At 72.9% G+C, this 21,293-nt stretch carries 18 protein-coding genes; 12 read left to right on the top strand and 6 right to left on the bottom strand.

The window, feature by feature from the left end; genetic code table 11:
* Positions 1–112: 112 nt before the first annotated feature.
* A complete protein-coding gene (locus QSK37_RS44930) occupies positions 113–1,303 on the bottom strand; it encodes a flagellar basal body-associated FliL family protein (protein ID WP_285634210.1) in 1,191 nt (396 codons plus the stop codon).
* A gap of 362 nt (positions 1,304–1,665) precedes the next feature.
* Between QSK37_RS44930 and QSK37_RS44925 the strand changes: the two genes are divergently transcribed.
* A complete protein-coding gene (locus QSK37_RS44925) occupies positions 1,666–3,267 on the top strand; it encodes an FAD-dependent oxidoreductase (RefSeq protein WP_285634207.1) in 1,602 nt (533 codons plus the stop codon).
* A 65-nt stretch (positions 3,268–3,332) separates the two neighbouring features.
* Here QSK37_RS44925 and QSK37_RS44920 read toward each other — a convergent pair whose 3' ends face one another.
* Positions 3,333–4,760, bottom strand: coding sequence for a sensor histidine kinase (locus QSK37_RS44920; protein WP_285634204.1), 1,428 nt, complete (start codon positions 4,758–4,760; stop codon positions 3,333–3,335).
* A complete protein-coding gene (locus tag QSK37_RS44915; protein WP_349498046.1) occupies positions 4,757–5,512 on the bottom strand; it encodes a response regulator transcription factor in 756 nt (251 codons plus the stop codon). The genes QSK37_RS44920 and QSK37_RS44915 overlap by 4 nt, the downstream gene beginning before the upstream one ends.
* A gap of 181 nt (positions 5,513–5,693) precedes the next feature.
* Here QSK37_RS44915 and QSK37_RS44910 point away from each other — a divergent pair, with 181 nt between their 5' ends.
* The 6 genes from QSK37_RS44910 to QSK37_RS44885 all read left to right on the top strand — a co-directional run bounded on the left by QSK37_RS44910 (position 5,694) and on the right by QSK37_RS44885 (position 10,296).
* On the top strand, positions 5,694–7,064 hold the full coding sequence (locus QSK37_RS44910; RefSeq protein ID WP_285634201.1) for a ferredoxin reductase family protein: 1,371 nt from the start codon (positions 5,694–5,696) through the stop codon (positions 7,062–7,064).
* Positions 7,065–7,074: 10 nt separating this feature from the next.
* Positions 7,075–7,551: an FMN-binding protein gene (locus tag QSK37_RS44905; protein ID WP_285634198.1), complete on the top strand. Its 477-nt coding sequence runs from the start codon at positions 7,075–7,077 to the stop codon at positions 7,549–7,551.
* 272 nt (positions 7,552–7,823) lie between these two features.
* Complete coding sequence (locus QSK37_RS44900) at positions 7,824–8,597, top strand: FAD:protein FMN transferase (RefSeq protein ID WP_285634195.1); 774 nt, start codon at positions 7,824–7,826, stop codon at positions 8,595–8,597.
* A gap of 181 nt (positions 8,598–8,778) precedes the next feature.
* Positions 8,779–9,027 (top strand): hypothetical protein, encoded by a 249-nt coding sequence (locus QSK37_RS44895; RefSeq protein WP_285634192.1) that lies wholly within the window; start codon positions 8,779–8,781, stop codon positions 9,025–9,027.
* Positions 9,028–9,104: 77 nt separating this feature from the next.
* Positions 9,105–9,560: a UbiD family decarboxylase domain-containing protein gene (locus QSK37_RS44890; protein WP_285634189.1), complete on the top strand. Its 456-nt coding sequence runs from the start codon at positions 9,105–9,107 to the stop codon at positions 9,558–9,560.
* 85 nt (positions 9,561–9,645) lie between these two features.
* Entirely contained in the window at positions 9,646–10,296 is a 651-nt protein-coding gene (locus QSK37_RS44885; protein WP_285634188.1) for a LysE family translocator, read from the top strand.
* 10 nt (positions 10,297–10,306) lie between these two features.
* Here QSK37_RS44885 and QSK37_RS44880 read toward each other — a convergent pair whose 3' ends face one another.
* Both QSK37_RS44880 and asnB read right to left on the bottom strand, forming a co-directional pair.
* Positions 10,307–10,786, bottom strand: coding sequence for a MarR family winged helix-turn-helix transcriptional regulator (locus QSK37_RS44880; protein ID WP_285634185.1), 480 nt, complete (start codon positions 10,784–10,786; stop codon positions 10,307–10,309).
* A gap of 2 nt (positions 10,787–10,788) precedes the next feature.
* Positions 10,789–12,630 (bottom strand): asparagine synthase (glutamine-hydrolyzing), encoded by a 1,842-nt coding sequence (gene asnB / locus QSK37_RS44875; protein WP_285634182.1) that lies wholly within the window; start codon positions 12,628–12,630, stop codon positions 10,789–10,791.
* Between the two features lie 936 nt (positions 12,631–13,566).
* Between asnB and QSK37_RS44870 the strand changes: the two genes are divergently transcribed.
* The 5 genes from QSK37_RS44870 to QSK37_RS44850 all read left to right on the top strand — a co-directional run bounded on the left by QSK37_RS44870 (position 13,567) and on the right by QSK37_RS44850 (position 20,175).
* Complete coding sequence (locus tag QSK37_RS44870) at positions 13,567–14,028, top strand: ATP-binding protein (RefSeq protein ID WP_285634179.1); 462 nt, start codon at positions 13,567–13,569, stop codon at positions 14,026–14,028.
* Positions 14,029–14,171: 143 nt separating this feature from the next.
* On the top strand, positions 14,172–14,441 hold the full coding sequence (locus QSK37_RS44865; RefSeq protein WP_285634176.1) for a hypothetical protein: 270 nt from the start codon (positions 14,172–14,174) through the stop codon (positions 14,439–14,441).
* A gap of 483 nt (positions 14,442–14,924) precedes the next feature.
* Positions 14,925–15,773 (top strand): MEDS domain-containing protein, encoded by an 849-nt coding sequence (locus QSK37_RS44860; protein WP_285634173.1) that lies wholly within the window; start codon positions 14,925–14,927, stop codon positions 15,771–15,773.
* A 246-nt stretch (positions 15,774–16,019) separates the two neighbouring features.
* A complete protein-coding gene (locus tag QSK37_RS44855) occupies positions 16,020–18,860 on the top strand; it encodes a helix-turn-helix transcriptional regulator (RefSeq protein WP_285634170.1) in 2,841 nt (946 codons plus the stop codon).
* 127 nt (positions 18,861–18,987) lie between these two features.
* Positions 18,988–20,175: a polysaccharide pyruvyl transferase family protein gene (locus tag QSK37_RS44850; protein WP_285634167.1), complete on the top strand. Its 1,188-nt coding sequence runs from the start codon at positions 18,988–18,990 to the stop codon at positions 20,173–20,175.
* Between the two features lie 49 nt (positions 20,176–20,224).
* Here QSK37_RS44850 and add read toward each other — a convergent pair whose 3' ends face one another.
* Entirely contained in the window at positions 20,225–21,244 is a 1,020-nt protein-coding gene (add, locus tag QSK37_RS44845) for an adenosine deaminase (RefSeq protein ID WP_285634164.1), read from the bottom strand.
* Positions 21,245–21,293 lie beyond the last annotated feature (49 nt).

Raw genomic sequence — 21,293 nt, 5'->3', positions numbered from 1 at the left:
TGCCCTTTCTGGACTTATCTTGACCACCCCCAGGGAGGGCCGAAGACCGATACCCGCGGGGGTGGGGGCGTCGCCTCGGTGGGGATGGCCGACGTGCCTCGCGCGGTCGGGGTCAGAGGCGGTTCCAGGCGTACGTGGGCAGGTTCTGGCTGTTCGCGATGGGCTTCCACAGGTTGACCACCTGGCGCTTGGCCGGGCCGGCCTTGTCGTTGGCGGCGATGGCGGCTCGGTAGTGCGCGGTCAGCGGAGCGATCCGCTCGCCGCAGCCGCGGGACTGGACCTCCCGCGCCCAGGCGAGGTAGGCCTGGTCGGCGGCGAGGGAGCTCTGGTACGCGTTGATCATCGAACGCCGGAGCCGTGGGCCGTTCGCCAGCCGGTCGACCTTCAGGCCCTTGGACCGGGTCAGCTCCTGCTGGCGGTCCTGTACGACCTGCTGGAAGCCGGAGACGCCCGCCGCGACATCGTCGCAGGTCCGCAGGGGAGCAGGGAGATGCCCGCGCGCGGTCTTGCCGGTCTTGAGGATCTGGTCGACGGCGGCGGCCTGCTGCGCGGCGGTTCCCGCGCCCGTCGTCGCGCCGGACGCCCGCGTGCCGTTGTCCTTCGACCCGGGGAGGCCCTGCGTCAGGACGTACACCAGGCCGCCGCCGAGCACGACCACCGCCGCGACGCCGCAGGCCAGCAGCAGCGTCTTCCGGCTCTTCCCGGCGCGTTCGTCTCCGGGCTCCCCGGCGATCGGCGGATATCCGTACGGCGGCGGGTCCGCCATCGGGCCACCGGGGACGGGGCCGCCCGTCATGGGGCCGCCCAGGTTCTGCGTGGCCGCCTCGGGCGCAGGCGGCGTCGGGCCCGCCCCCGGACCGGCGCCCATTCCCGCGCCCATTCCCGGCCCGGGACCGGCGCCCATCCCCGGCCCGGGAGGTCCGAACGGGTCCGGTGCTCCGTACGGGCCGAGGTCTCCGTACGGCTCCGGGGACGCCGCGGGGCCGAAGGTCCTGGGCGGATCCGGCGGCGCCACAGGATAGGAGGTCCTGGGCGACTCCGGCTCCCTGAACGGCTCCGGTTCCCTGAACGGCTCCGGCGCCCGCGGCGGCTCCGCCGGTGCGGCCGCCTCCCAGTCGGTGACCGGTAGCGGCTCGGTCCCCGGGTTCGACTGTCCCGCCTGCGGCTCCGGCTCGCTCAGCGGCCGGAACAGCGAGCCCGGCTCCGGCCCGGGACGCTCGCCCGCCGCCGGAAGCGGCGCGCCGCACCGGGTGCAGGCGGACCGGCCCGAGGGGACGTCGTTCTCACATGCCGGACACTTCATGCAGGGTGCCTTTCTCGCCGACCATTGCCTGTCAGACGGAACATTGTGCCCTGCGCGGGTAACGGCCGGGCCGGTACCACCGCCGAGGGCGGGCCGGAGCCGGTGGCGCGACCGGTCTCCGGCGCCGCCGCACCGGCCGAACGGCGGACCCCGCCCCACGGGCGCCGGCCCGGTCGTCAGAACGCCGGAGACCGATCCGAAAACAGCATTTCACCTGCGCAAACGCGGATCGGGTACGCTGGGGAAGGCAACCAACCCCATCCCCATGATCGCGGCACGCCCTTCCTTCGCCCGCGCGACGTCTCCCTCTTCCTCAGGAGCCGCGAGCGCCGTCGTGGCCGCGGTCCAAGGAAGTCCCCCCAATGGAGATTCATACCGATGCCCTCGTCGTGGGCGGGGGTCTGGGCGGCGTCGCCGCCGCTCTGGCACTGCTCCGGGCAGGCTCCGACGTGGTCCTCACCGAGGAGTACGACTGGCTCGGCGGGCAGCTGACCAGCCAGGCCGTTCCCCCGGACGAGCACCCCTGGGTCGAGCGGCTCGGCGTCACGGCCTCCTACCGCGCCCTGCGCGACGGCATCCGCGACTACTACCGGCGCCACTACCCGCTGACCGAGCGCGCCCGTGCCCGGCCGGAGCTCAACCCCGGCGCCGGCCGCGTGAGCCGGCTCTGTCACGAGCCACGCGTCGCCGTCGCGGTGATCGAGTCCATGCTGGCGCCGTACCGCGGCTCCGGTCGCCTGCGCGTGCTGCAGCCGTACCGGCCGGTGGGCGCGGACGTCGACGCCGACCGGGTGAGCGCGGTCACCCTGGCGCACCGCGACACGGGCGCGCGGGCGACCGTACGGGCCCGGGTCGTCCTGGACGCCACCGAGACCGGCGAGCTGCTGCCGCTGACCGGCACGGAGTACGTCACCGGCTTCGAGTCGCGGGCCGAGACCGGTGAGCCGAGCGCCCCCGCCGAGGCGCAGCCGCAGAACATGCAGGCCATCTCGGTCTGCTTCGCCGTCGACCACGTGGACGGTGACCACACGATCGAGCGCCCGGCGACCTACGACCACTGGCGGGAGTACCGGCCGCCCTTCTGGGGCGACCGCCTGCTGTCGTGGCGCGCGCCGACCCCCCGCACGCTGGAGCCGGTCGAGCGTTCGTTCACCCCGAACCCCGACGAGGACCCGACCGAGGTGCTGGGCGACCTGCAGCGTCCCGGCGGCGACATGGAACTGTGGAGGTTCCGGCGGATCGCCGCCCGGCGCAACTTCGAGGACGGCGCCTACGCCAGCGACATCACGCTGGTGAACTGGCCGATGATCGACTACTTCGACGGCTCGATCATCGACGTTCCGGACGCCGGCCGGCACGTCGAGGCGGCGCGTGAGCTCTCCCGGTCGATGCTGTACTGGATGCAGACCGAGGCGCCGCGTCCGGACGGCGGCACCGGCTACCCCGGGCTGCGGCTGCGCGGCGACGTCGTCGGCGGCGCCGACGGCCTCGCCCAGGCGCCGTACGTCCGCGAGTCACGCCGGATCCGCGCTCTCCGCACCGTCCGCGAGCAGGACATCGCCCTCGCCGTACGCGGTGACAGGGGCGCGGTCCGCTACGACGACTCGGTGGGCATCGGGATGTACCGGATCGACCTGCATCCCTCCACCGGCGGCGACAACTACATCGACGTGGGCTGCTCGCCGTTCGAGATCCCGCTGGGCGCCCTGATCCCGCAGCGCGTGGACAACCTCCTGGCGGCGGCCAAGAACATCGGCACCACCCACATCACGAACGGCGCCTACCGGCTGCACCCCGTCGAGTGGAACATCGGCGAGGCGGCGGGCGCGCTCGCGGCGTTCTGCCTCGACCGCGACCTGCCCCCGCACGCCGTCCATGAGAAGGACGAGCTGCTCTCGGACTATCAGAGCCTGCTCGTCCGCTCCGGCGTGGAACTCCACTGGCCCCCGGTGTCCGGCTACTGACGAGCGGCGAACCTCACCGACGAGGCCTCCGCCGCCGGCGTGGCGGTGCCCGACCTGTCGCGGGTTCACCCCGAGGACGGCTCGCCCTGAGGCAGGCGGATGCGGAAGCGGGTGTGCCCGGGTTCGCTGCTCAGGTCGACCGTCCCGCCGTGGGCCTGGACGACGGCGGACACGATCGCCAGCCCGAGACCGGTGCCGCCCGCCTTCCGCGACCGCGAGCCGTCCCCGCGCGCGAACCGTTCGAAGACGTCCTCGCGCAGCCCGGCCGGGACTCCGGGACCGTCGTCGATCACGTCGAGGGTGACCATGCCGGCCGGGTCGGCGGGGCGGAGGCGCACCGTGACCTCCGTCCCGGCCGGCGTGTGGGCGTGGGCGTTCCCGAGGAGGTTCGCGACGACCTGCTGGAGCCGGAACTCGTCCCCGTACACCGTGACCGGCTCCTCCGGCAGGTCCAGCGACCAGCGGTGGCCGGGGGCCGCGGCGTGGGCGTCGCTGGTCGTGTCGATGGCCATCCGGGTCAGGTCGACCGGCTCGTGCGCGAGCGGGCGCCCGGCGTCGAGCCGGGCGAGCAGCAGCAGCTCGTCGACGAGATTCCCCATCCGCGCGGACTCCGACTCGATGCGGCACAGCGCGCGCTCGACCCGTGAGGGGTCGCGGCGGGCGAGCTCGGCGTGGCCGCGGATCGTGGCGAGCGGGGTGCGCAGCTCGTGGCTGGCGTCGGCGATGAACCGGCGCAGCCGGTCCTCGCTGGCGTGCCGCTGCGCCAGCGCCGACTCGACGTGCTCCAGCATGTGGTTGAAGGCCGTGCTGACCTGCCCCACCTCGGTCGCGGGGTCGGTGCCGGGCACCCGTGCGGGCAGCGTCACCTCGCCGCTGGCCAGCGGCAGCTCGGCGACCTGCCCGGCGGTGGCGGCGACACGACGCAGCGGCCGCAGCGCGAACCGTACGAGCGTGGACACGGCGAAGGCCGACGCCACGAGCACCGCGCCGAACACCAGGACCTCGATGAGCTCCAGCCGGCCGAGTACGTCGTCGACGCGGCGCAGCGGCAGACCGGTGACCAGGATGTCGCCGTCCCGGCCCGGCGTGGCGATCACGCGGTACGCGCCGAGGGACTCGAGCCGCAGCGTACGGGGCCGGGCGTCGGCGGGCAGCCCGGCGAGGCGGGTGGTGTCCGCCGCGGGCAGCGCGACCTGACCGCTCTGGTCGCTCACCACACCGCACTCGGTGACCCGGCCGCCGGCGATCCGCGCGCCGAGCGTGCCGACGGACTGGCCTTCGACCTCCCCGAGACCCCGCTGCCGGTGGTGCTCCAGGCTGACGGCGTACCGGTTGCCGGCGGCGGTGAGCTGCTGGTCCAGGCGGCTGATCAGGAATCCGCGCAGGGACAGCGCCGTGACGACCCCGACGACGCCGCAGGCGAGGGTGAACAGCAGCAGCGAGCCCACGATGAGCCGGCCCCGCAGCGTACGGACGCGGAGACGGGAGGTCATGGGGTGGGCGGCCGGAGGACGTAGCCCACGCCGCGGACCGTGTGGATGAGGGGTTCCCGGCCGGCGTCGATCTTCTTGCGCAGGTAGCTGACGTACAGCTCGACGACGTGGGCCTGCCCGCCGAAGTCGTAGTTCCACACCGCGTCGAGGATCTGGGCCTTGGGCAGCACCCGGCGCGGGTTGCGCATGAAGTAGCGCAGCAGGGCGAACTCTGTGGCGGTCAGCTCGACCGGCTCGCCGCCCCGGCTGACCTCCCGCGCCTCCTCGTCCAGCGTCAGGTCGGCGACGGTGAGGATCTCACCGCCCCGCGTCCGGGCGCGCCCGGACCGCCGGAGCAGGCCGCGCAGGCGGACCAGCACCTCTTCCAGGCTGAACGGCTTGGTGACGTAGTCGTCTCCGCCCGCCGTGATGCCGGCGACGCGGTCCTCGACGGAGTCGCGTGCGGTCAGGAAGAGCACGGCGACCTCCGGGTCGGTCTCGCGCAGCCGGCGCAGCACCTCCAGGCCGTCGGAGTCGGGGAGCATCACGTCGAGCAGGACGGCGTCCGGACGAAACTCCCGTCCCGCCCGTACCGCCTCGGCCCCGTCGCCGGCGGACATCACCTCCCAGCCCTCGTAGCGCAGCACGCCGGACAGGACCTCGGCGAGGCTGAGCTCGTCGTCGACGACCAGCACCCGTACGGGCGACCCGTCGGGACGGGTCATGAGCGGCTGCCGGGCCGCCGGGGCACCGGGGGAATGGGGGGTCGTCATCGCCACCTACGTTGCACGCTGCGAATCCACGAAGATGTGAATTGTCTCAGAAGATCCTATAAGGCGGACATGTATCCGCAGGTCAGAGCACTCTCAGCGGAGATGCATACACCTTTCAGAAAAATTCTTCAGGTACGGACCCGAGAGTTGAAGCCCGGACGACCGACCGACGGGGGAGACCGTGACCACTCTGGACGAACGCAGCGCCGTACGAGGCCCGCGCGCCCACCGGCCGCCGGCCCGCGCCCGGCCCGAGCACGTCCTCGTGCCCATCGCGCTCGGAGCGGCCGCCGTGATCGCCCTGTGGTGGCACGACACGCCCGCGATCACCGGGTTCGGCGACTGGCTCACCAACGCGGGACGCGTCACCGGCCTGCTCGCCGGGTTCGCGGCCGTCGTCCTGGTGGCGCTGATGGCGCGGATCCCGGCGCTCGAACGCGGCGTCGGCACCGACCGTCTCGCGCGCTGGCACGCGATGGGCGGGCGCTACATGGTCGGCCTGGTCGTCGCGCACGCCCTGCTCATCATCTGGGGTTACGCGGTCACCGCGCACACCGACGTCGTCCACCAGACGAAGACGCTCCTGATGAGCTACCCGGACGTGCTGATGGCGACCGTCGCGGGCCTGCTCCTCGTCGGTGTCGGCATCGTGTCCGCCCGTGCCGCGCGCCGCCGGATGCGTTACGAGACCTGGTACTACCTGCACCTGTACACCTACCTGGCGATCGCGCTGGCGTTCAGCCACCAGTTCGCGACCGGTGCCGACTTCATGACGAGCCGGCCGGCCCGCGTCCTGTGGTCCGGGCTGTACGTCGCCGTCGGCGGCCTCCTGCTCTGGTACCGGTTCGTGACGCCGCTGCGCCGGGCCCTCCGGCACCGGATGCGCGTCCACGGGGTGTACGCCGAGGGGCCCGGGGCGGTCTCGGTGTGGATCCAGGGGCGGCACCTGGACGAGCTGCGCGCCGAGCCGGGCCAGTTCTTCCGGTGGCGGTTCCTCACCCGCGACCTGTGGTGGGCCGCCAACCCGTACTCCCTGTCCGCGCCCCCGGCCCCGGACATGCTCCGCATCACCGTCAAGACGTTCGGTGAGCACAGCGGCGCCCTCGGCCGGCTGCGGCCCGGCACCCGCGTCTTCGCCGAGGGACCGTACGGGGCGTTCACGGCCGGACGACGCCGGCGGCGCAAGGTCCTGCTGCTGGCCGGCGGCGTCGGCATCACCCCGATACGCACGCTGTTCGAGACGCTCCCGGCCACCCCCGGCGACCTCACCCTGATCTACCGGGCGACCGACTGGGCCGACGTGGTGTTCCAGGAGGAACTGCCGCGCATCGCCGAGTCCCGCCACGCGGCCCTGCACTACCTGGTCGGGTCACGGCGCGACCTGGGCCGCGATCCGCTGTCGCCGGCGGTGCTGACCCGGATCCTGCCCGACCTCGCGGCCCACGACGTGTACGTGTGCGGGCCCGACGGCATGACGACGGCGGCCATCGCGTCGCTGCGCCGGGCGGGCGTGCCGCGGCGCCACATCCACCACGAGTCATTCGAGTTCTGAGAGGCCGACCATGAAACGAGCCGTCCTCGCCATCATCGGCACCGTCTGCGGGCTGGTCCTGCTGCTCAGCTTCAAGACCCACCCGGCGGCCGGGACGGGCGCCGTCGCGACCACCGGCGCGGGCGCCGACCCGGGCGCCGCCGCCTCGCCCGCGCCGAGCGACAGCGCCGCCTCCACGCCGGGCACCGGCTCCGGCGGGAGCGGCGGCAAGACCCGTACGGTCACCGGAGACACCGTCGACACCCGCTGGGGCCCGGTACAGGTCCAGGTCACCCTGAACGACGGCAAGATCACCAAGGTGCAGGCGGTCCAGCTGCCGAGCGACAACCCGCGCGACCTGGAGATCAACAACTTCGCCGTGCCGCAGCTCGAACAGGAGGCCCTGTCCGCCCAGAACAGCCAGATCGACATGGTCTCCGGCGCCACCTACACCAGCCAGGGCTACATCCAGTCCCTGCAGAGCGCCCTCGACAAGGCCGGCAAGTGACCGAGCGAGGCGAGGGAACCAGAAAGCACAGCACCTTTGGTCGCGGGGCCGACGGAGGAGGTCCCGGGACCGAGCGAAGCGAGGGAACCAGAAAGCGCAGCACCTTTGGTCGCGGGGCCGACGGAGGAGGTCCCGGGACCGAGCGAAGCGAGGGAACCAGAAAGCACAGCACCTTTGGTCGCGGGGCCGACGGAGGAGGTCCCGGGACCGAGCGAAGCGAGGGAACCGGAAGACACGCTCCCGTGGGCACTCCATCCGACGAAGGAGGACACATGACCCCGCAGCGGCACGCCGAGCCGTGCATGGGCACGGTCTTCTCCTTCGACCTGCGGGCGCCGCACCCTCCGGAGGGGACGCTGGAGCGGGTCGTCGGGTGGCTGCACCAGGTCGACGCGACCTTCTCGACCTACCGGCCGGACAGCGACATCGGCCGGCTCGGCCGCGGCGAGGTACGGATCGGCGACTGCGCGCCGGAGGTCGCGGAGATCCTCGCCCTGTGCGAGGAACTGGCCGAGGCCACCGGCGGCTGCTTCAGCACGTACGCAGGCGGGACCCTCGACCCGTCGGGCGTGGTGAAGGGATGGGCGATCGAGCGGGCCGGGGCGATGCTGCGCGAGGCCGGCTGCCCCCGGTACAGCGTGGGCGGCGGTGGTGACATCCGGCTGGGCCGCGCGCCGGAGCCGGACCGCCCCTGGCGCGTCGGCATCGCCGATCCCCGGCGGCCCGGAGAACTCGCCGCCGTCCTGACCGGCCAGGACATGGCCGTCGCGACCTCGGGGACGGCCGAGCGCGGTGCGCACATCCTCGACCCGCGCACCGGGCGGCCGGCGGACGCCGGCATCGCCTCGATGACCGTGGTCGGGCAGAGCATCACACTCGCCGACGCCTACGCGACCGCGGCGTTCGTCATGGGCGAGTCGGCCCGCGCATGGGTGGAGGCCCTGCCCGGGTACGAGGCGTTCGCCGTCGGCGTGGACGGGAGTACCTGGGCGACGTCCGGCCTGGGGGCCGGCGACCCGGTGGGGACACCGGGCGCGCGCGGATAGGTCACCGCGCCCGTTCAGTCGTCCGCGGCCATCCGGTCCGCCTCGTACAGGTGCTCGACGGTCTCATCCGTCGCCACGAACGTTCGTGTGACGTGAGCCGAGTCGTACACCCAGAGAATCGTCATCGGCGTCTCGCCCGTGTTGCGAAACGCGTGCTCCACGCCCGCCACAACCACGGGCGGTGCGCCGGTCCTCGACGCCGGACACGACGGGGACGCGGGTCTTCGCGCAAGCGCCCTTCGCCCGGTTCCACGTCGAATACCCGGAGGCGTACGACTCCCGCTTCCCGGCCGGACGCGTGGTCGCGCTCGGCGTGGTCGACGCCCGCTCCCCGCGACCCGAGACCGTGGACGAGCTGCTCTCCCGGATCGACACGGTCGCCGGGGTCCTCCCCATCCTCGCGCGCTACTACCGGGGCGACGAGCTGTGATCGGCCCGGGGGCCGGCGGCGGAGATCGAGGGTAGGACCGGTCTCGCCCCCTTCGCGCGTACGGGAAGGGACCGTCCGTGACCGCCGAGGGCGCCGACGCTCCGCCGATCACGGATCTGCGGTCGGCGCTTCCCACGTCGTCGGCCCGGTGGACCACCTCCTGGCAGACGACCTGGGACGGGATCTCGGTCTTCTTCGCGCCCGGGCGGCACATCGACGAGTTCCGCCGGCGCGCGGAGGCCGCGGACCGGCCGTTCCCGATCTCGGTGAACATGGGCGTGGACCCGGCGATCCACATCGGCGCCACATCCGAGGCGCCGACCACGCCGCTGGGCTACGACGAGCCGGCCATCGCCGGCGGGCTGCGCGGCACGCCGGTACGGCAACCCGCCCTGCCCGCGCGCGGCACCAGTGCCAAGATGATCTTCGACGCGACCGTGCCGTTCCGGTTCGCCGCCGCGTTCGAGCGCGCCCGGCTCGACGACGTCGATCCCCGGCCGTACGCGCCCGGGCTGGACCTGCCGTACCCGTGACCCCGCGGACGCCCTCGCGTCCGGTGAACCACCGGCACGTCGAAGCACGGTGTTCGTTTCAGCGAGAGATCATTAGCATTCGGGCATGCTGACCGCCGCGCTCGCGTTCGCGGGTGTCGCCCTGATCATCAACGTGACGCCGGGGCTGGACACGCTGCTCGTCCTGCGGACCTCGATCGTCCAGGGGCGGGGTGGCGGGTTCGTCGCCGCTCTCGGCGTTCTCACCGGCTGCGGGGTCTGGGCCCTGGCCGCCGCTGTCGGCCTGACCGCGCTGCTCACCGCCTCCCACCTGGCCTACGACACCGTACGGATCTGCGGTGCCGTCTATCTCGCGTGGATGGGCGCGTCGATCCTGTGGCACGCCCGGCGACGCGAACCGGAAGGCGACAGCGGCGACGCTTCGGCCGCCGAACGGCCGGGCGGGTCCACTCCGCGCGGATGGTTCGCGGCCTTTCGCGCCGGAATGGGGACCAACCTCCTCAACCCCAAGGCCGGCGTCTTCTACATGAGCCTGGTGCCGCAGTTCATGCCCCGCTACGCGCCGGTGTTCGGCACCACGATGCTCTTCTCGGCGATCGACGTCGCCGAACTCGCGATCTGGTACTGGGTGGTATCCGGGGCGGCCGCCGCGTTGGGCGAGCGGATCCGGCGGCCGTCGTTCCGGCGACGGATGGAGCAGGTCAGCGGGATCGCCTTTCTCGGCTTCGCGGTCGACCTTCTGGTCGAGGACCGCTGACGTCCCGGCGTCAGGCGAGGGGCGGCGACACGTCGTCGTCCGGCGCCGGACCGGCGGCGGGCAGGTCGGCGAGGGTGCTGAGGACGGGCGCCGCGGTGATCACGAGCCGGGCGTCGTCCTCCGGGAGCGTCGACATCAGCTCGGCGAGGACCTCGGCCTCGCTGTGCGCGAACGACCGCAGGATGTCCAGGCCCGCCGCGGTGGCGGCCACACGGGTCGCGCGGCCGTCGGTGGGGTCGGCCTCGCGGTCGACGAACCCGGCCGACAGCAGGCCCGCCACCGCGGTGGTGGCGGTCGGCTGGGAGCAGGGCACGCGCCGGGCGAGTTCGCCGATGCGCAGCGGGCCGTACTGGTTGAGCAGGGCGAGGACGATGAGCTGCGTCGGGTGCACCGTGCCGTTGTGACCGGTACGGCGAAGGCGCCGCATGAGGCGATGCATCGCGATCACGACGTCCAGCGCCTCGTCGGCGCTCACCGTCCTCGCAGTCATGCTCAGGATAGTTTCAGCGTCGGTTTGTACATGTCCAGCCACAGGGCCAGGTCAAGCGTGCGTTCGAGACCGTGCCGAGACGCCTGCGTGATCTGTGGCGTGTCGATCTCGACCGTCTGGGCGAGCCAGTCGCGGCTGACGAGGTCGAACACCGGGTGGCCCGGCGTCGAGAGGTACTCCCGCGCGTTGTCCTGCAGCTTCACCGCGTACTTGGGGTCCTGGGTGGACGGGTAGGGCGACTTGACCCGCTCCGCCACCGACTGCGGCAGCACGTCGCGGGAGGCGCCGCGCAGCAGCGACTTCTCCCGGCCGTCGTAGGTCTTGAGGGACCACGGCGTGTTGTACACGTACTCCACCAGGCGGTGGTCGCAGAACGGCACGCGGACCTCGAGGCCGACCGCCATCGAGGCGCGGTCCTTGCGATCGAGCAGGATCCGCACGAAGTGCGTCAGGTGCAGATAGCAGACCTTGCGCATCCGCCATTCGAAGTCGCTCTCGCCGTCGAGGCGCTCGATCTTGGCGATGGACGTGTCGTAGGCGTTCTGGATGTAACGCGGCAGGTCCATGGCCTTGGACAGGTCAGGCGAGAGAATGCCGCCGTCGTCGCCGAAGTGGCTGGCGAACCGCACCAGCCAGGGGAACGTGGTGGCGCGCTGGGCCTCCGGGTCGAAGAACTGCTGGTAGCCGCCGAACACCTCGTCGGCCGACTCACCGGACAGCGCCACCGTCGAGTGCTCGCGGATGGCCTTGAACAGCAGGTACAGCGAGGCGTCCATGTCGCCCAGGCCGGCCGGGATGTCGCGGGCCCGGATGACCTTGGAGCGCACCTCCGGGTCGGCGAGCTGGTCGGAGTTCAGGACGATGTCCTGGTGATCGGTGCGGGACAGCGCCGCGACGTCGTGCACGTACGGCGTGTCCGGCGTGGCGCGCAGGTCGTCGGGGACGAAGTTCTCGGTCTGGCCGACGAAGTCCACGGCGAAGCTGCGGACGGTCTCACCGACCTCGGCGAGCTGCCGGGCGGCGATCGCCGTCATCGCGGAGGAGTCGAGTCCGCCGGACAGGAGGGTGCACCGCGGCACGTCGGAGACGAGCTGACGGCGCACGATGTCCTCGAGCAGCTCCCGTACGTGCGCGACCGAGGCGGCCTGGTCGTCGGTGTGCTCGCGGGTGCGCAGCGTCCAGTAGCGGGTGGTGCGCAGGCCGTTCGAGTCGACGGTGACGATGGTGCCCGGCTCGACCTCGCGCATGCCCTCCCAGATCGCGTGGCCGGGCGTCTTGACGAACGCGAACAGCTCGTGGAGGCCGTCGAGCGTCAGGGTGCGCTCGGCGAGCGGGTTGGCCAGGATCGCCTTGGGCTCGGAGCCGAACAGCACGCCGTCGGCGGTCTCGTAGTAGTAGAACGGCTTGATGCCCATGCGGTCGCGGACCATGACGAGGCGGTTCTCGCGGGAGTCCCAGATCGCGAAGGCGTACATGCCGTTGAGCCGCTCGGTGAACGCGTCACCCCATTCGAGGTACGAGCGGAGCACGACCTCGGTGTCGGAGTCGGTGCGGAACCGGTGCCCGCGGCCGATGAGCTCGTCACGGAGCTCGGTGAAGTTGTAGGCCTCGCCGGAGTACACCATCACGACCGGGCCGTTCGGGGTGTCGACGCTCATCGGCTGCCGGCCGCCCGGCAGGTCGATGATGGCCAGTCGACGGTGCCCGAGAGCGGCGTGATCCGTGATCCAGGTTCCGCGGTCGTCCGGGCCACGGCAGGCCATGGTCTCGGTCATCGCGTCGACGGTGGCCGGTTCGGCGCGTAGGTCGCGCTCGAACGACACCCACCCGGTGATTCCACACATACAACCCTCCAACCGGCAGTTGTTCTCATACGGCGCGTAGCTCGCTGATCACCTTCCGCCACTTGTATTAACGAACTATATAAATTTCATGTTACATGATCCTCACAAGGAGAGTCACGTCGAGTGAGGTCGCTGGTGAAGGCGTGGCTCGTTGAGCGGAGATCGACCAGAAAACGCGTCGAGGAGTTCGGGGGGGATGGGGCGGATGTTGCGGATCGCGACGCCGGGGACTGTGCGCCGGGCCGCGATCGGCGGCGCGGACCGGCGTGCCGGGCCTCGTGTGGCCTTCGGTCGGGCCGGGCCGGTTCACCCTTGCTCATCCATGAGTGGCCGGGGACGTCGATCCGCCGGGCAGGGGCGTGCTGCGTGGGAGCGTTGGCGTTCACGTCGCCCGTGGGCGGCGGCGACGTGTGGCGCCCGCTTGGGGACCGTTCGTCCGAGGGTCCCTTGACGCCGGTGCGCCGCGGCGGAGAGGCCGCCCGGTACGGCGCCGGTCCGTCGTCGGCGCCGACCGCGCGGACCGGGCGCCGGTCGCATCGCCGCGGCCGCTTCGGCTCCTGGCGGGTCGCCGGCCTTCTCGTGGATGTGATTGACCGACTCGTGCGCGACGCGGTGCGCCTGCCGTCCCTCGCCGTACGGTGGGGCCGCGGAGTCGGGGGCCTCGGCGAACGTGCGCTGAGCCCTCGTGCCGGGCGGCTCGCTCCGCCCGACGGTGCCCTTCTCGGTCGTCTTGGGCACGTCCCCACCCCCGCCCGTCCTGGGTTCTCTCCGCAGGGCGTACCCAGACAATCGTGCTGTCACCGGCATATTCAGGACATACGACGCGATGAGGCTCAGGATCGTCGTCCCATGTGTCACTTCGGCATTCGCCGTTTCGGCCCGGCGGGGAGGGTACGTCTTCCGGGCCGATGACCGCCTCGACCGTGGGGAGTGCTCGTGAAGGTATCGCTCGTGTTGTGCCTGCCCAGAGACGCCGAAACCGTCCGTGTCACCCGGGAGGTCCTCGATGCCTCCCTGGCCGCGTTGAAGGTGTCGAGCGACATTCGTGACGACATCACGCTGGCCCTGGGGGAGGCGTGTGCCAACGTCATCCAGCACGCAGACGAGGGCGACGAGTACGAGGTCCGGGTCCAGGTGATGAGCTCGCGTTGCGTGGTGGAGGTCGTCGACACCGGCCGCGGGTTCGACTCGGCGCTGTTGAACCAGGTCCATGCCGACCAGGTGGCCACCGCCGAACACGGGCGGGGGCTGCAGATCATCGCCGCCCTGGCGGAGAACCTGCAGATCGAGAGCCGCCCCCTCCAGGGCGCGATGATCCGGTTCGAGAAGCATCTCCAGGCGGAGTCACTCGCGGGGGCGTCGCGCTCCGGTGGAGCGGACTCCCCGGCGGCGCGCTGAGCCGCCGGCGGGGCCACCGCGACGCCGTGCGTCCGTCTCGCCCGGATGGCCCATCGTCAGCGTGAGGGAACGGGCGACGAGCGCGCCGCCCATGATCGCGGTCAGCGCGGTGGCCGCCGTTGCGCGTCCGGGGTCTCCGGCTCGTGAGCGCAGCGGACCGCGAGGAGAAGTGGGCCGGCGCGCGGCCGAGCGGTCCGGCGACGACGGCCACCCCCGCGCTCGAGGGCCAACGGGTCGCGTCCGGACGGCGGCGCGGCGATCAGCGCGACGCCGCACGCGCCCACAGTGAGGACGCCGACGGGGTCCGGCCGGCGACGTCACGCGAACCCGACGAGCGCACCGGCGACGGAAACGGGCATCGTGATCGCCAGGGCGTGGACGTCACGGGGGAGTCGGGGCGGCGGAGCAGGTAGACCGGCAGCGGCACCGCGCCGTTGATCGCCAGGCTCGCCGCGTACCGTCGGCCGCGCCTCACCCCTCGGGCCTCTTCAGTGTGGGTATCGGGGTACCGCACTTCGCCTCCTCCCCGCGTCCGGTCGCCGGCCGGATGGCCTCCCCCTCCGATACCGAGATGTCGCGGCCTCATGGCGGAGGCGCGATCCGGAGCCGACGGCCGGACCGCACGAGGACTTCAACCGCGTCGAACCGGGGACCGGCCGACGCGTGCTCGCCCGGAGACCCTGGTGCGGCGGGGCGCCATCGTTCCCGTGGCCTGCCTCACGACGAACTCGTGAGGGAGATCGGCGACGCTTTCGCTCGGCCGTCTGATGATCGGCTGGCAGGCCAGGTCAGGCCGAGTCACCCAGAGCCGGGCGGTGTTCGGCGTACACTCACCTGCGGTAGCCGAACGACTACTTTGTGGACTGCAAATGGGAATTCGCATTACGGCACAACCGGTGGGCGAGATTCGGCCGGGTGATCATGCTGCGTTCCCTTTCGCGACGCCGGCGGAGCAGGCGCAGGTCATCGGGCCCTTCCTCAAGGACGGCCTGGCCGCCCGCCAGAAGGTCATCTACGTCGGGGAGGCGGGTCACCGCCGGCTTCCCGGGCTCGGCGGCCGTCCCGACGCCGACCGCTTCGTCCGTACGGGACAGTTACGGGTCATCCCTAGCGGCGCGGTCTGTCTGCCCCAGGGACATCTCGACCCGGACCGGATGCTCGCGGTGATCGGCCGGGAGATCACCGAGGCCGCCGAGCAGGGCTATCCCGCCGTCCGGCTCACCGCCGACATGAGCTGGGCGCTCCGCCAGTCCGGCGCGTACCCGCTGATGCTCGCCTGCGAGGCCCGGTTCGCCGAGGCGGTCGCGGCCGAGCCCGCCGTGATGGCGATCTGCCAGCTCGACCGCAGCCGTTGTTCCGCCGACCAGCTCAGGGCGCTGACCGGCACGCACCGGCTGCGGGTGACCGCGAACCCCGAGTTCGACGACGGCGTCCTCCGCATCACCCGCAGCCACGCCCCCGACGGCCTGCGGCTCGCCGGCGAACTCGACACCGCGCGCCAGGCGCCGTTGCTGACCGCGCTCACCTCGGTCGGCCGCGCCACCACCGACACGCACCTGGACTTCGCGGAGGTGCGCTTCCTCGACCTGGGCATCCTCAGCCTCCTGGTCACCTATGCCCTGCGCATCTCACCCGGCCGGCGGTTGATCCTGGACGACCTTCCGCCCGACGTGGCGGGCCTGATCCAGACTCTCGGCTGGCGCCACCTCCCCGGTCTCGCCCGCGGACGCTCCCGGCCGTCCTGACCGCCCGCCTCGGCGGGGAGCGGTCCGGGGCCGCTCTCGCTTAGGGCCTGTCCCCAAGCCCCGCTGTCCTGCTGCGCGGCGCCCGGGCGACGCCTCGCCGCGTCGTCGCCCCCACCCCACGAACTCGCGACGCGCCGCCTGGACACCGCTCGCCACGGGCGGGGACTTCGAGACAGGCCCAGCGGCGGCAGGGCGTTGACCAGGTACGTTGGTCGCGTGGTCTCTCGTCTCCCGGCGGGTGGGTGGGTGTCCGCTCTGAGCGCTCCGGCCGCCGATCTCCGGCCGCCGGGGGCCGGTCGGCGTGGCCGGGACCGGGAGTGGCGGGTGCTGACCCGTGCGCTGTGCGCGGCCGAGGGCGGCCGCGGCGGCGTGGTGCTGGTCGACGGCCAGTCGGGCATGGGCAAGACCCGCCTGCTCGCCGAGGCGGCCGAGGCCGCGGCGGACCGGGGCTTCACCATCGCCCGGGGCGGGGTGGAGGAGCCGGGGCGGCTGGAGCCGCTCGCGCCGCTGACCGCGGCTCTGGGGGAGTCCACCCAGACGCTGCTGGCCTCGGTGGCGAACGTCCGCGGGGACGCGGCGGACCTGCGGCTGTGGCTGGTGCAGGAGCTGCAGGCGCGGCTGGAGCGGCGCGCCGCCCACGGCCCGCTCCTGGTGACGCTCGACGACCTGCACTGGGCCGACCCGACGACCCTGCTGGCGCTGCGCACGCTGATCCCGGAACTGGCCTCCTACCCGCTGGTGTGGATCCTGTCCCGGACGACCGGCAGCGGCGACGCGGGCGTGGACCGGCTCTATGAGGTCCTCGAGCGCGAGGGCGCCACGCGGATGAGGCTGGCGGCCCTCGACGACCGGGCGGTGGCCGCGGTCGTCGCCGACGTGCTCGGCGCGACGCCCGACGCCGAAGTGCTGGAGCTGGCCGCCGGCGCGGGCGGCAACCCGTTCATCCTCGTCGAGCTGCTCGGCGGCCTCCTCGACGAGAGCGCGGTGGAGATCGGCGACGGTCGCGCACGCCTGGTCTCCCGGCGGCTGCCGCTCCGGGTGCAGGAGACGGCGCGACGCCGGCTGGGCCGGCTGTCCGCGCACTGCCGCCGTGTCCTGCAGGTGGCGGCGGTGCTCGGCCGCTCGTTCGACGTGAACGACCTCGCCGACATGCTCGGCGAACTGCCCAGCCGGCTGCTGCCCGCGGTGGAGGAGGCGGAGGCGACGGGAGTCGTGGTGCCGGACGGGGACCTGCTGGCCTTCCGGCACGATCTGCTGTGGCGGGCGATGATCGAGAGCATGCCGGAGTCCGCGCGGCGGGCCCTGCACAGGCAGGCCGCCGGCATGCTGCTCGAGCGGGGCGGATCATCCATCCGCGCCGCCGCGCACCTGCTGTGGTCCGCCCGGCCGGGCGATCCCGAGGCCGTGGCCGGACTCGACCGGGCGGTACGCGAGGTCCTGCCGTCGTCCCCGCAGACCGCGGCCGACCTCGCCGTACGCGCCCTCGAACTCACCGGGCCCTCCGACGCCGGCCGGTTCGACCGTACGGTGACGGCCGTCTACGCGCTGAGCAACGCGGGGCGGCTGGCCGACGCGATCGGCCTCGCACGTGCCGCGCTGGACCGGGCCACGCGGCCGCGGCAGGCCGCCCAGCTGCGGTACGAACTGGCGTACACGCTCCTGCTCGCCGGGCGGGCCGCCGAGGCGGTGACGGAGGCGGAGCGGGTGCTGGAGCAGCGGGGGTTGCCGGACGAGCTGCGCGGCGTCGCCGAACAGGTGCTGTTCCGCGGCATGTTCGCCAACCACGACCGGCGGGGACACGAGCGGGCGGAGGCGGTGGTGGCCGCCGGCGAACGCCACGGCCCGACCGCCCTGGTCGGCGCGCACATGCTCCTCAGCAGCGACACATGGGCCGAAGGGCGGTGCGCCGAGGCGATCGGGCACGTCCGCGAGGCCACTCGCATCGCGGCCGACGGGCCGATCAAGGCTCGGCACGCCCACCCGCGCCTGCACCTGATCAGCCTCCTCACCGACACCCGCCAGATCGAGGAGGCCGAGAACGCCCTGCGGACCGCCGACGAGGAGATCACGGCACTCGGCCACACGACCTACGACCCGTGCCCCGCGATCTTCCGAGGCCGGCTGCGTCTCGCGCAGAGCCGCCTCGATGACGCCGCCACCGAGGCCCAGGCGGGACTCGGCCGGGCCGAGGAGGTGGGCGCGCACGCGTTCGACCTGCTGGGGTTCGCGGTGCTCGCCCTCGTCGCCGTGCTCCGCGGCGACATCGACGCCGCCGTGGGGAGCGTCGAACGGTACGAGTCCTCGCACCGGCGGGGCCGAGGCGCGACGTACGGGATGCGCTGGGGTGACTGGGCCGTGACCCGGGTCGTCGACGCCCAGGCCGGCGCGACACGGGCGATGGAGGAGTTCCACTCGCGGTTCCTGGGCACCCTCGAACACCGCCGGCTGCTCATGACCGAGCCGAACGCCGCCGCCTGGCTGACCCGTACCGCCCTCGCGGCCGGCGAACGGCCGGTCGGCGAGGCCCTCACCGCGATGGCCGAGACCCTCGCCCGCGGCAACCCCGGCTTCCGGACCTACGCCGCGTCCGCCGCCCACGCGCGGGGGATCCTCGACGAGGACCCCGAGGCCCTGGCGCGGGCCGCCGCCACGTACCTCGAACCCTGGAGCCGCGCCTCGGCGGCGGAGGACCTGGGCGTCCTGCGCGCCCGTACGCCCGGCGCGCACGAGGCGGCGATCCACCACCTGGACGAGGCGCTGACCGGCTACCGGCGGGTCGGCGCGGCACGGGACGCGGCCCGCGTTCGCGCCCGGCTGCGGGAGTTCGGGGTGCGGCGCCGCAACCACCAGGGAGAGCGCCCGGCCTCCGGCTGGGCCGCGCTGACCGACACCGAACGCGCCATCGCCGCGCTCGTCGCCGAGGGGCTGACCAACCCCCAGGTCGCCACGCGCATGTTCATCTCACCGCACACCGTGAAGTTCCACCTCGGCCAGGCCTTCCGCAAGCTCGGCATCGGCTCCCGCGTCGAGCTGGCCCGCCTCGTCGCCGAGCACGCCCCGGAGAGCGAACCGCCCGCCCCGGAGTGAGGGATCTCCCCTCATGCCAGGTCCTCGGTGCCCTGTTGACGCGGGTCCGCCGCCTGGTGCGATGGTGGAGTGAACACACATCGCCACAGGCCGGTGTCGAGGTGGTGATCGGGGGATGTCGGATTCCGTGGGTCGCCCCCTCCGGATCGGGGTGCTCGGCTCCTACGGGGGCCTGAACCTCGGCGACGAGGCCATCCTCACCTGTGTGCTGACCGGCCTTCGGCAGATCCGCCCGACGGCGGAACTGATCATTTTCAGCCGTCACCCGGAGGACAGCCGGCAGCGTTTCGGTCTGACCGCGGTGCCCTACACCGGGGTGCCGCAGAGCCGGCTGATCGAGGCGGAGACCGGCCTTGACCTGCTGGTCCTCGGAGGAGGCGGCGTACTGCACGACGGCCAGGCGAGTGCGGTCACGCGACCGGTACGGCTGGCGCAGGAACTCGGCGTCCCGACCTTCGGCTACGCGATCGGCGCGGGGCCGTTGACCGACCGGGCGGAGATCCGCCTCGTCCGCGAGGCCGTGGAGAACCTCACCGACCTGACGGTACGGGACCACGAATCGGTCCTGGTGCTGGAGAACGCCGGGGTCGGGCGGCCGCTCTCGGTGACCGCCGACGCCGCGGTCCTGCTGGAGCCGGAGGAGTTCACCGATGAGATGCTGCTGCGTGAGGGCATCGACAGCCACGACCGCCTGGTCGGCATGTCGGTGCGCGAGCCCGGCCGGGCGGCCGACCACCTCGACGAGGCCAGCTACCACGAGCTGCTCGCGACCGCCGCGGACTTCATGACCTGCCGGCTCCAGGCCCAGACGGTGTTCGTGCCGATGGAACGGGGCGACATCGCCCACGCCCACGCGGTGCTGTCGGCGATGAACGCCCCCGAGACCGCGCGGATCCTCAACCGCGCGTACCGGCCCGCGCAGATCGCCGGGCTGATGCGTCACCTGGACTTCGCGGTGGGCATGCGCCTGCACTTCGTGATGTTCGCCGCCCGCGCCGGGGTGCCGGTCCTGCCGCTGCCCTACGCCGGCAAGGTCTTCGACTTCGCGCAGGTGGTCGGCGCGCCCGCGCTGACCGGCGTCGCGAGGAGGGAGACCGGGCCTCTCCTGGCGGAACTCGACCGGCTGTGGGACGACCGCGACGCCTGCACCCGGCGCCTGCGGCAGAGGTTCACGGTGCTGCGCGAGCGCGCGCTGCAGAACCTCGAACGCTGCCGCGCCGTGATCGACGGCCTGGAGACTCCGGCCTCCGTGCCGGTCGACATGGACGCGAACCTGGGAGCGGACGCCGGGCCGGCTCATCCGCGACGTTCGTGACCACGGCCTGCCGGACGCGCCGGCAAGGACCCGCGGGCACGTCCGGACGTCACGCCGGTGCGCGCCCGTACGCGGCGTCGAGGGCGCGTCCCACGCGCCGCCGTACCGGGTCGGCGGCGAACGCGGCCGCCAGCGCGTCGCGGTTCACCGCGTGGAAGTCGGCGAGCGTCCAGCCGAACAGGTCGCGCAGCCGTTCGTACTCCTGGGTCAGCCGCACGTTCGTCACCCCGCGGGTGTCGGTGCTGATGCCGAGGCGCACCCCGGCGCGGCGCAGGCGGTCGACGGGGTGCGCCTCGGGGGCGGGTACGACCGCCGTCTGCACGTTGCTCGCCGGACAGACCTCCAGGTGGACGCCCTCGTTCCGCAACCGGTCGAGGAGCGCCGGGTCCTCGGCCGCGCGCACGCCGTGCCCGATGCGGCGGGTGCCCGTCCGGTCGAGGGCCTCCCGTACGCTCTCCGGGCCGCCGGCCTCGCCGGCGTGGACGGTCACGCCGAGCCCGGCCTCCCGTACGAGGTCGAACGCGGGCAGGTGCGGGTCGAGGGGGTGGGCGATCTCGTCGCCGGCGATGTCCAGCGCCACCACCGGGCCCGTACGGGAGTGCCGTTCGACCAGGCGGGCGGTGGCCAGGCTCTGGCCGGCGTCGTGGTCGCGCAGGGTGCACAGGATCAGGCCGGCGTCGATCCCGGTGGCCTCGCTCTGGCGTGCCGTCTCCTCGGCGACGCACTCGACGACCCGGTCCGCCGACAGTCCGTCCCCCAGGTGCACGAGGGGCGCGAACCGGAGCTCGGCGTAGACCACGCCGTCGGCCGCCATCTGCGCGAACACGTCCTGAACCGCGATCCGCAGCGCCCGCTCGGTCTGCAGCATGGCCCGGTAGTTCAGCGTGTACTTCAGGAAGTCGGCGAGCGAGGCGCACCGGGGCGGCCCGGCGAACAGCGCCTCGTAGCGTTCGCGGGTGACGCCGGGGTCGATGCGGCGCACGGCGTCATGGCTCAGGCAGCAGTCGAGGTGGCTGTGCAGCTCGACCTTGGGCAGCGCGGTCAGGTCTCCGGAGTCCTCGGCGATCACGCGTGCCACGGTAGTCATACGTACTACTTACGCGCCATCCGTTTTTTCG

The organism is Actinoallomurus iriomotensis, assembly GCF_030269445.1.
Taxonomy (GTDB): Bacteria; Actinomycetota; Actinomycetes; order Streptosporangiales; family Streptosporangiaceae; genus Actinoallomurus; species Actinoallomurus iriomotensis.
Note: the sequence above shows the minus strand (reverse complement) of the source record. Positions and strands in the feature narration are given on the sequence as shown.

Coding starts and splice junctions, on each gene's coding strand:
- QSK37_RS44930 (WP_285634210.1), bottom strand. CDS start 1,303: ATGAAGTGTCCGGCATGTGAGAACGACGTCCCCTCGGGCCGGTCCGCC.
- QSK37_RS44925 (WP_285634207.1), top strand. CDS start 1,666: ATGGAGATTCATACCGATGCCCTCGTCGTGGGCGGGGGTCTGGGCGGC.
- QSK37_RS44920 (WP_285634204.1), bottom strand. CDS start 4,760: ATGACCTCCCGTCTCCGCGTCCGTACGCTGCGGGGCCGGCTCATCGTG.
- QSK37_RS44915 (WP_349498046.1), bottom strand. CDS start 5,512: ATGACGACCCCCCATTCCCCCGGTGCCCCGGCGGCCCGGCAGCCGCTC.
- QSK37_RS44905 (WP_285634198.1), top strand. CDS start 7,075: ATGAAACGAGCCGTCCTCGCCATCATCGGCACCGTCTGCGGGCTGGTC.
- QSK37_RS44900 (WP_285634195.1), top strand. CDS start 7,824: ATGACCCCGCAGCGGCACGCCGAGCCGTGCATGGGCACGGTCTTCTCC.
- QSK37_RS44885 (WP_285634188.1), top strand. CDS start 9,646: ATGCTGACCGCCGCGCTCGCGTTCGCGGGTGTCGCCCTGATCATCAAC.
- QSK37_RS44880 (WP_285634185.1), bottom strand. CDS start 10,786: ATGACTGCGAGGACGGTGAGCGCCGACGAGGCGCTGGACGTCGTGATC.
- asnB (WP_285634182.1), bottom strand. CDS start 12,630: ATGTGTGGAATCACCGGGTGGGTGTCGTTCGAGCGCGACCTACGCGCC.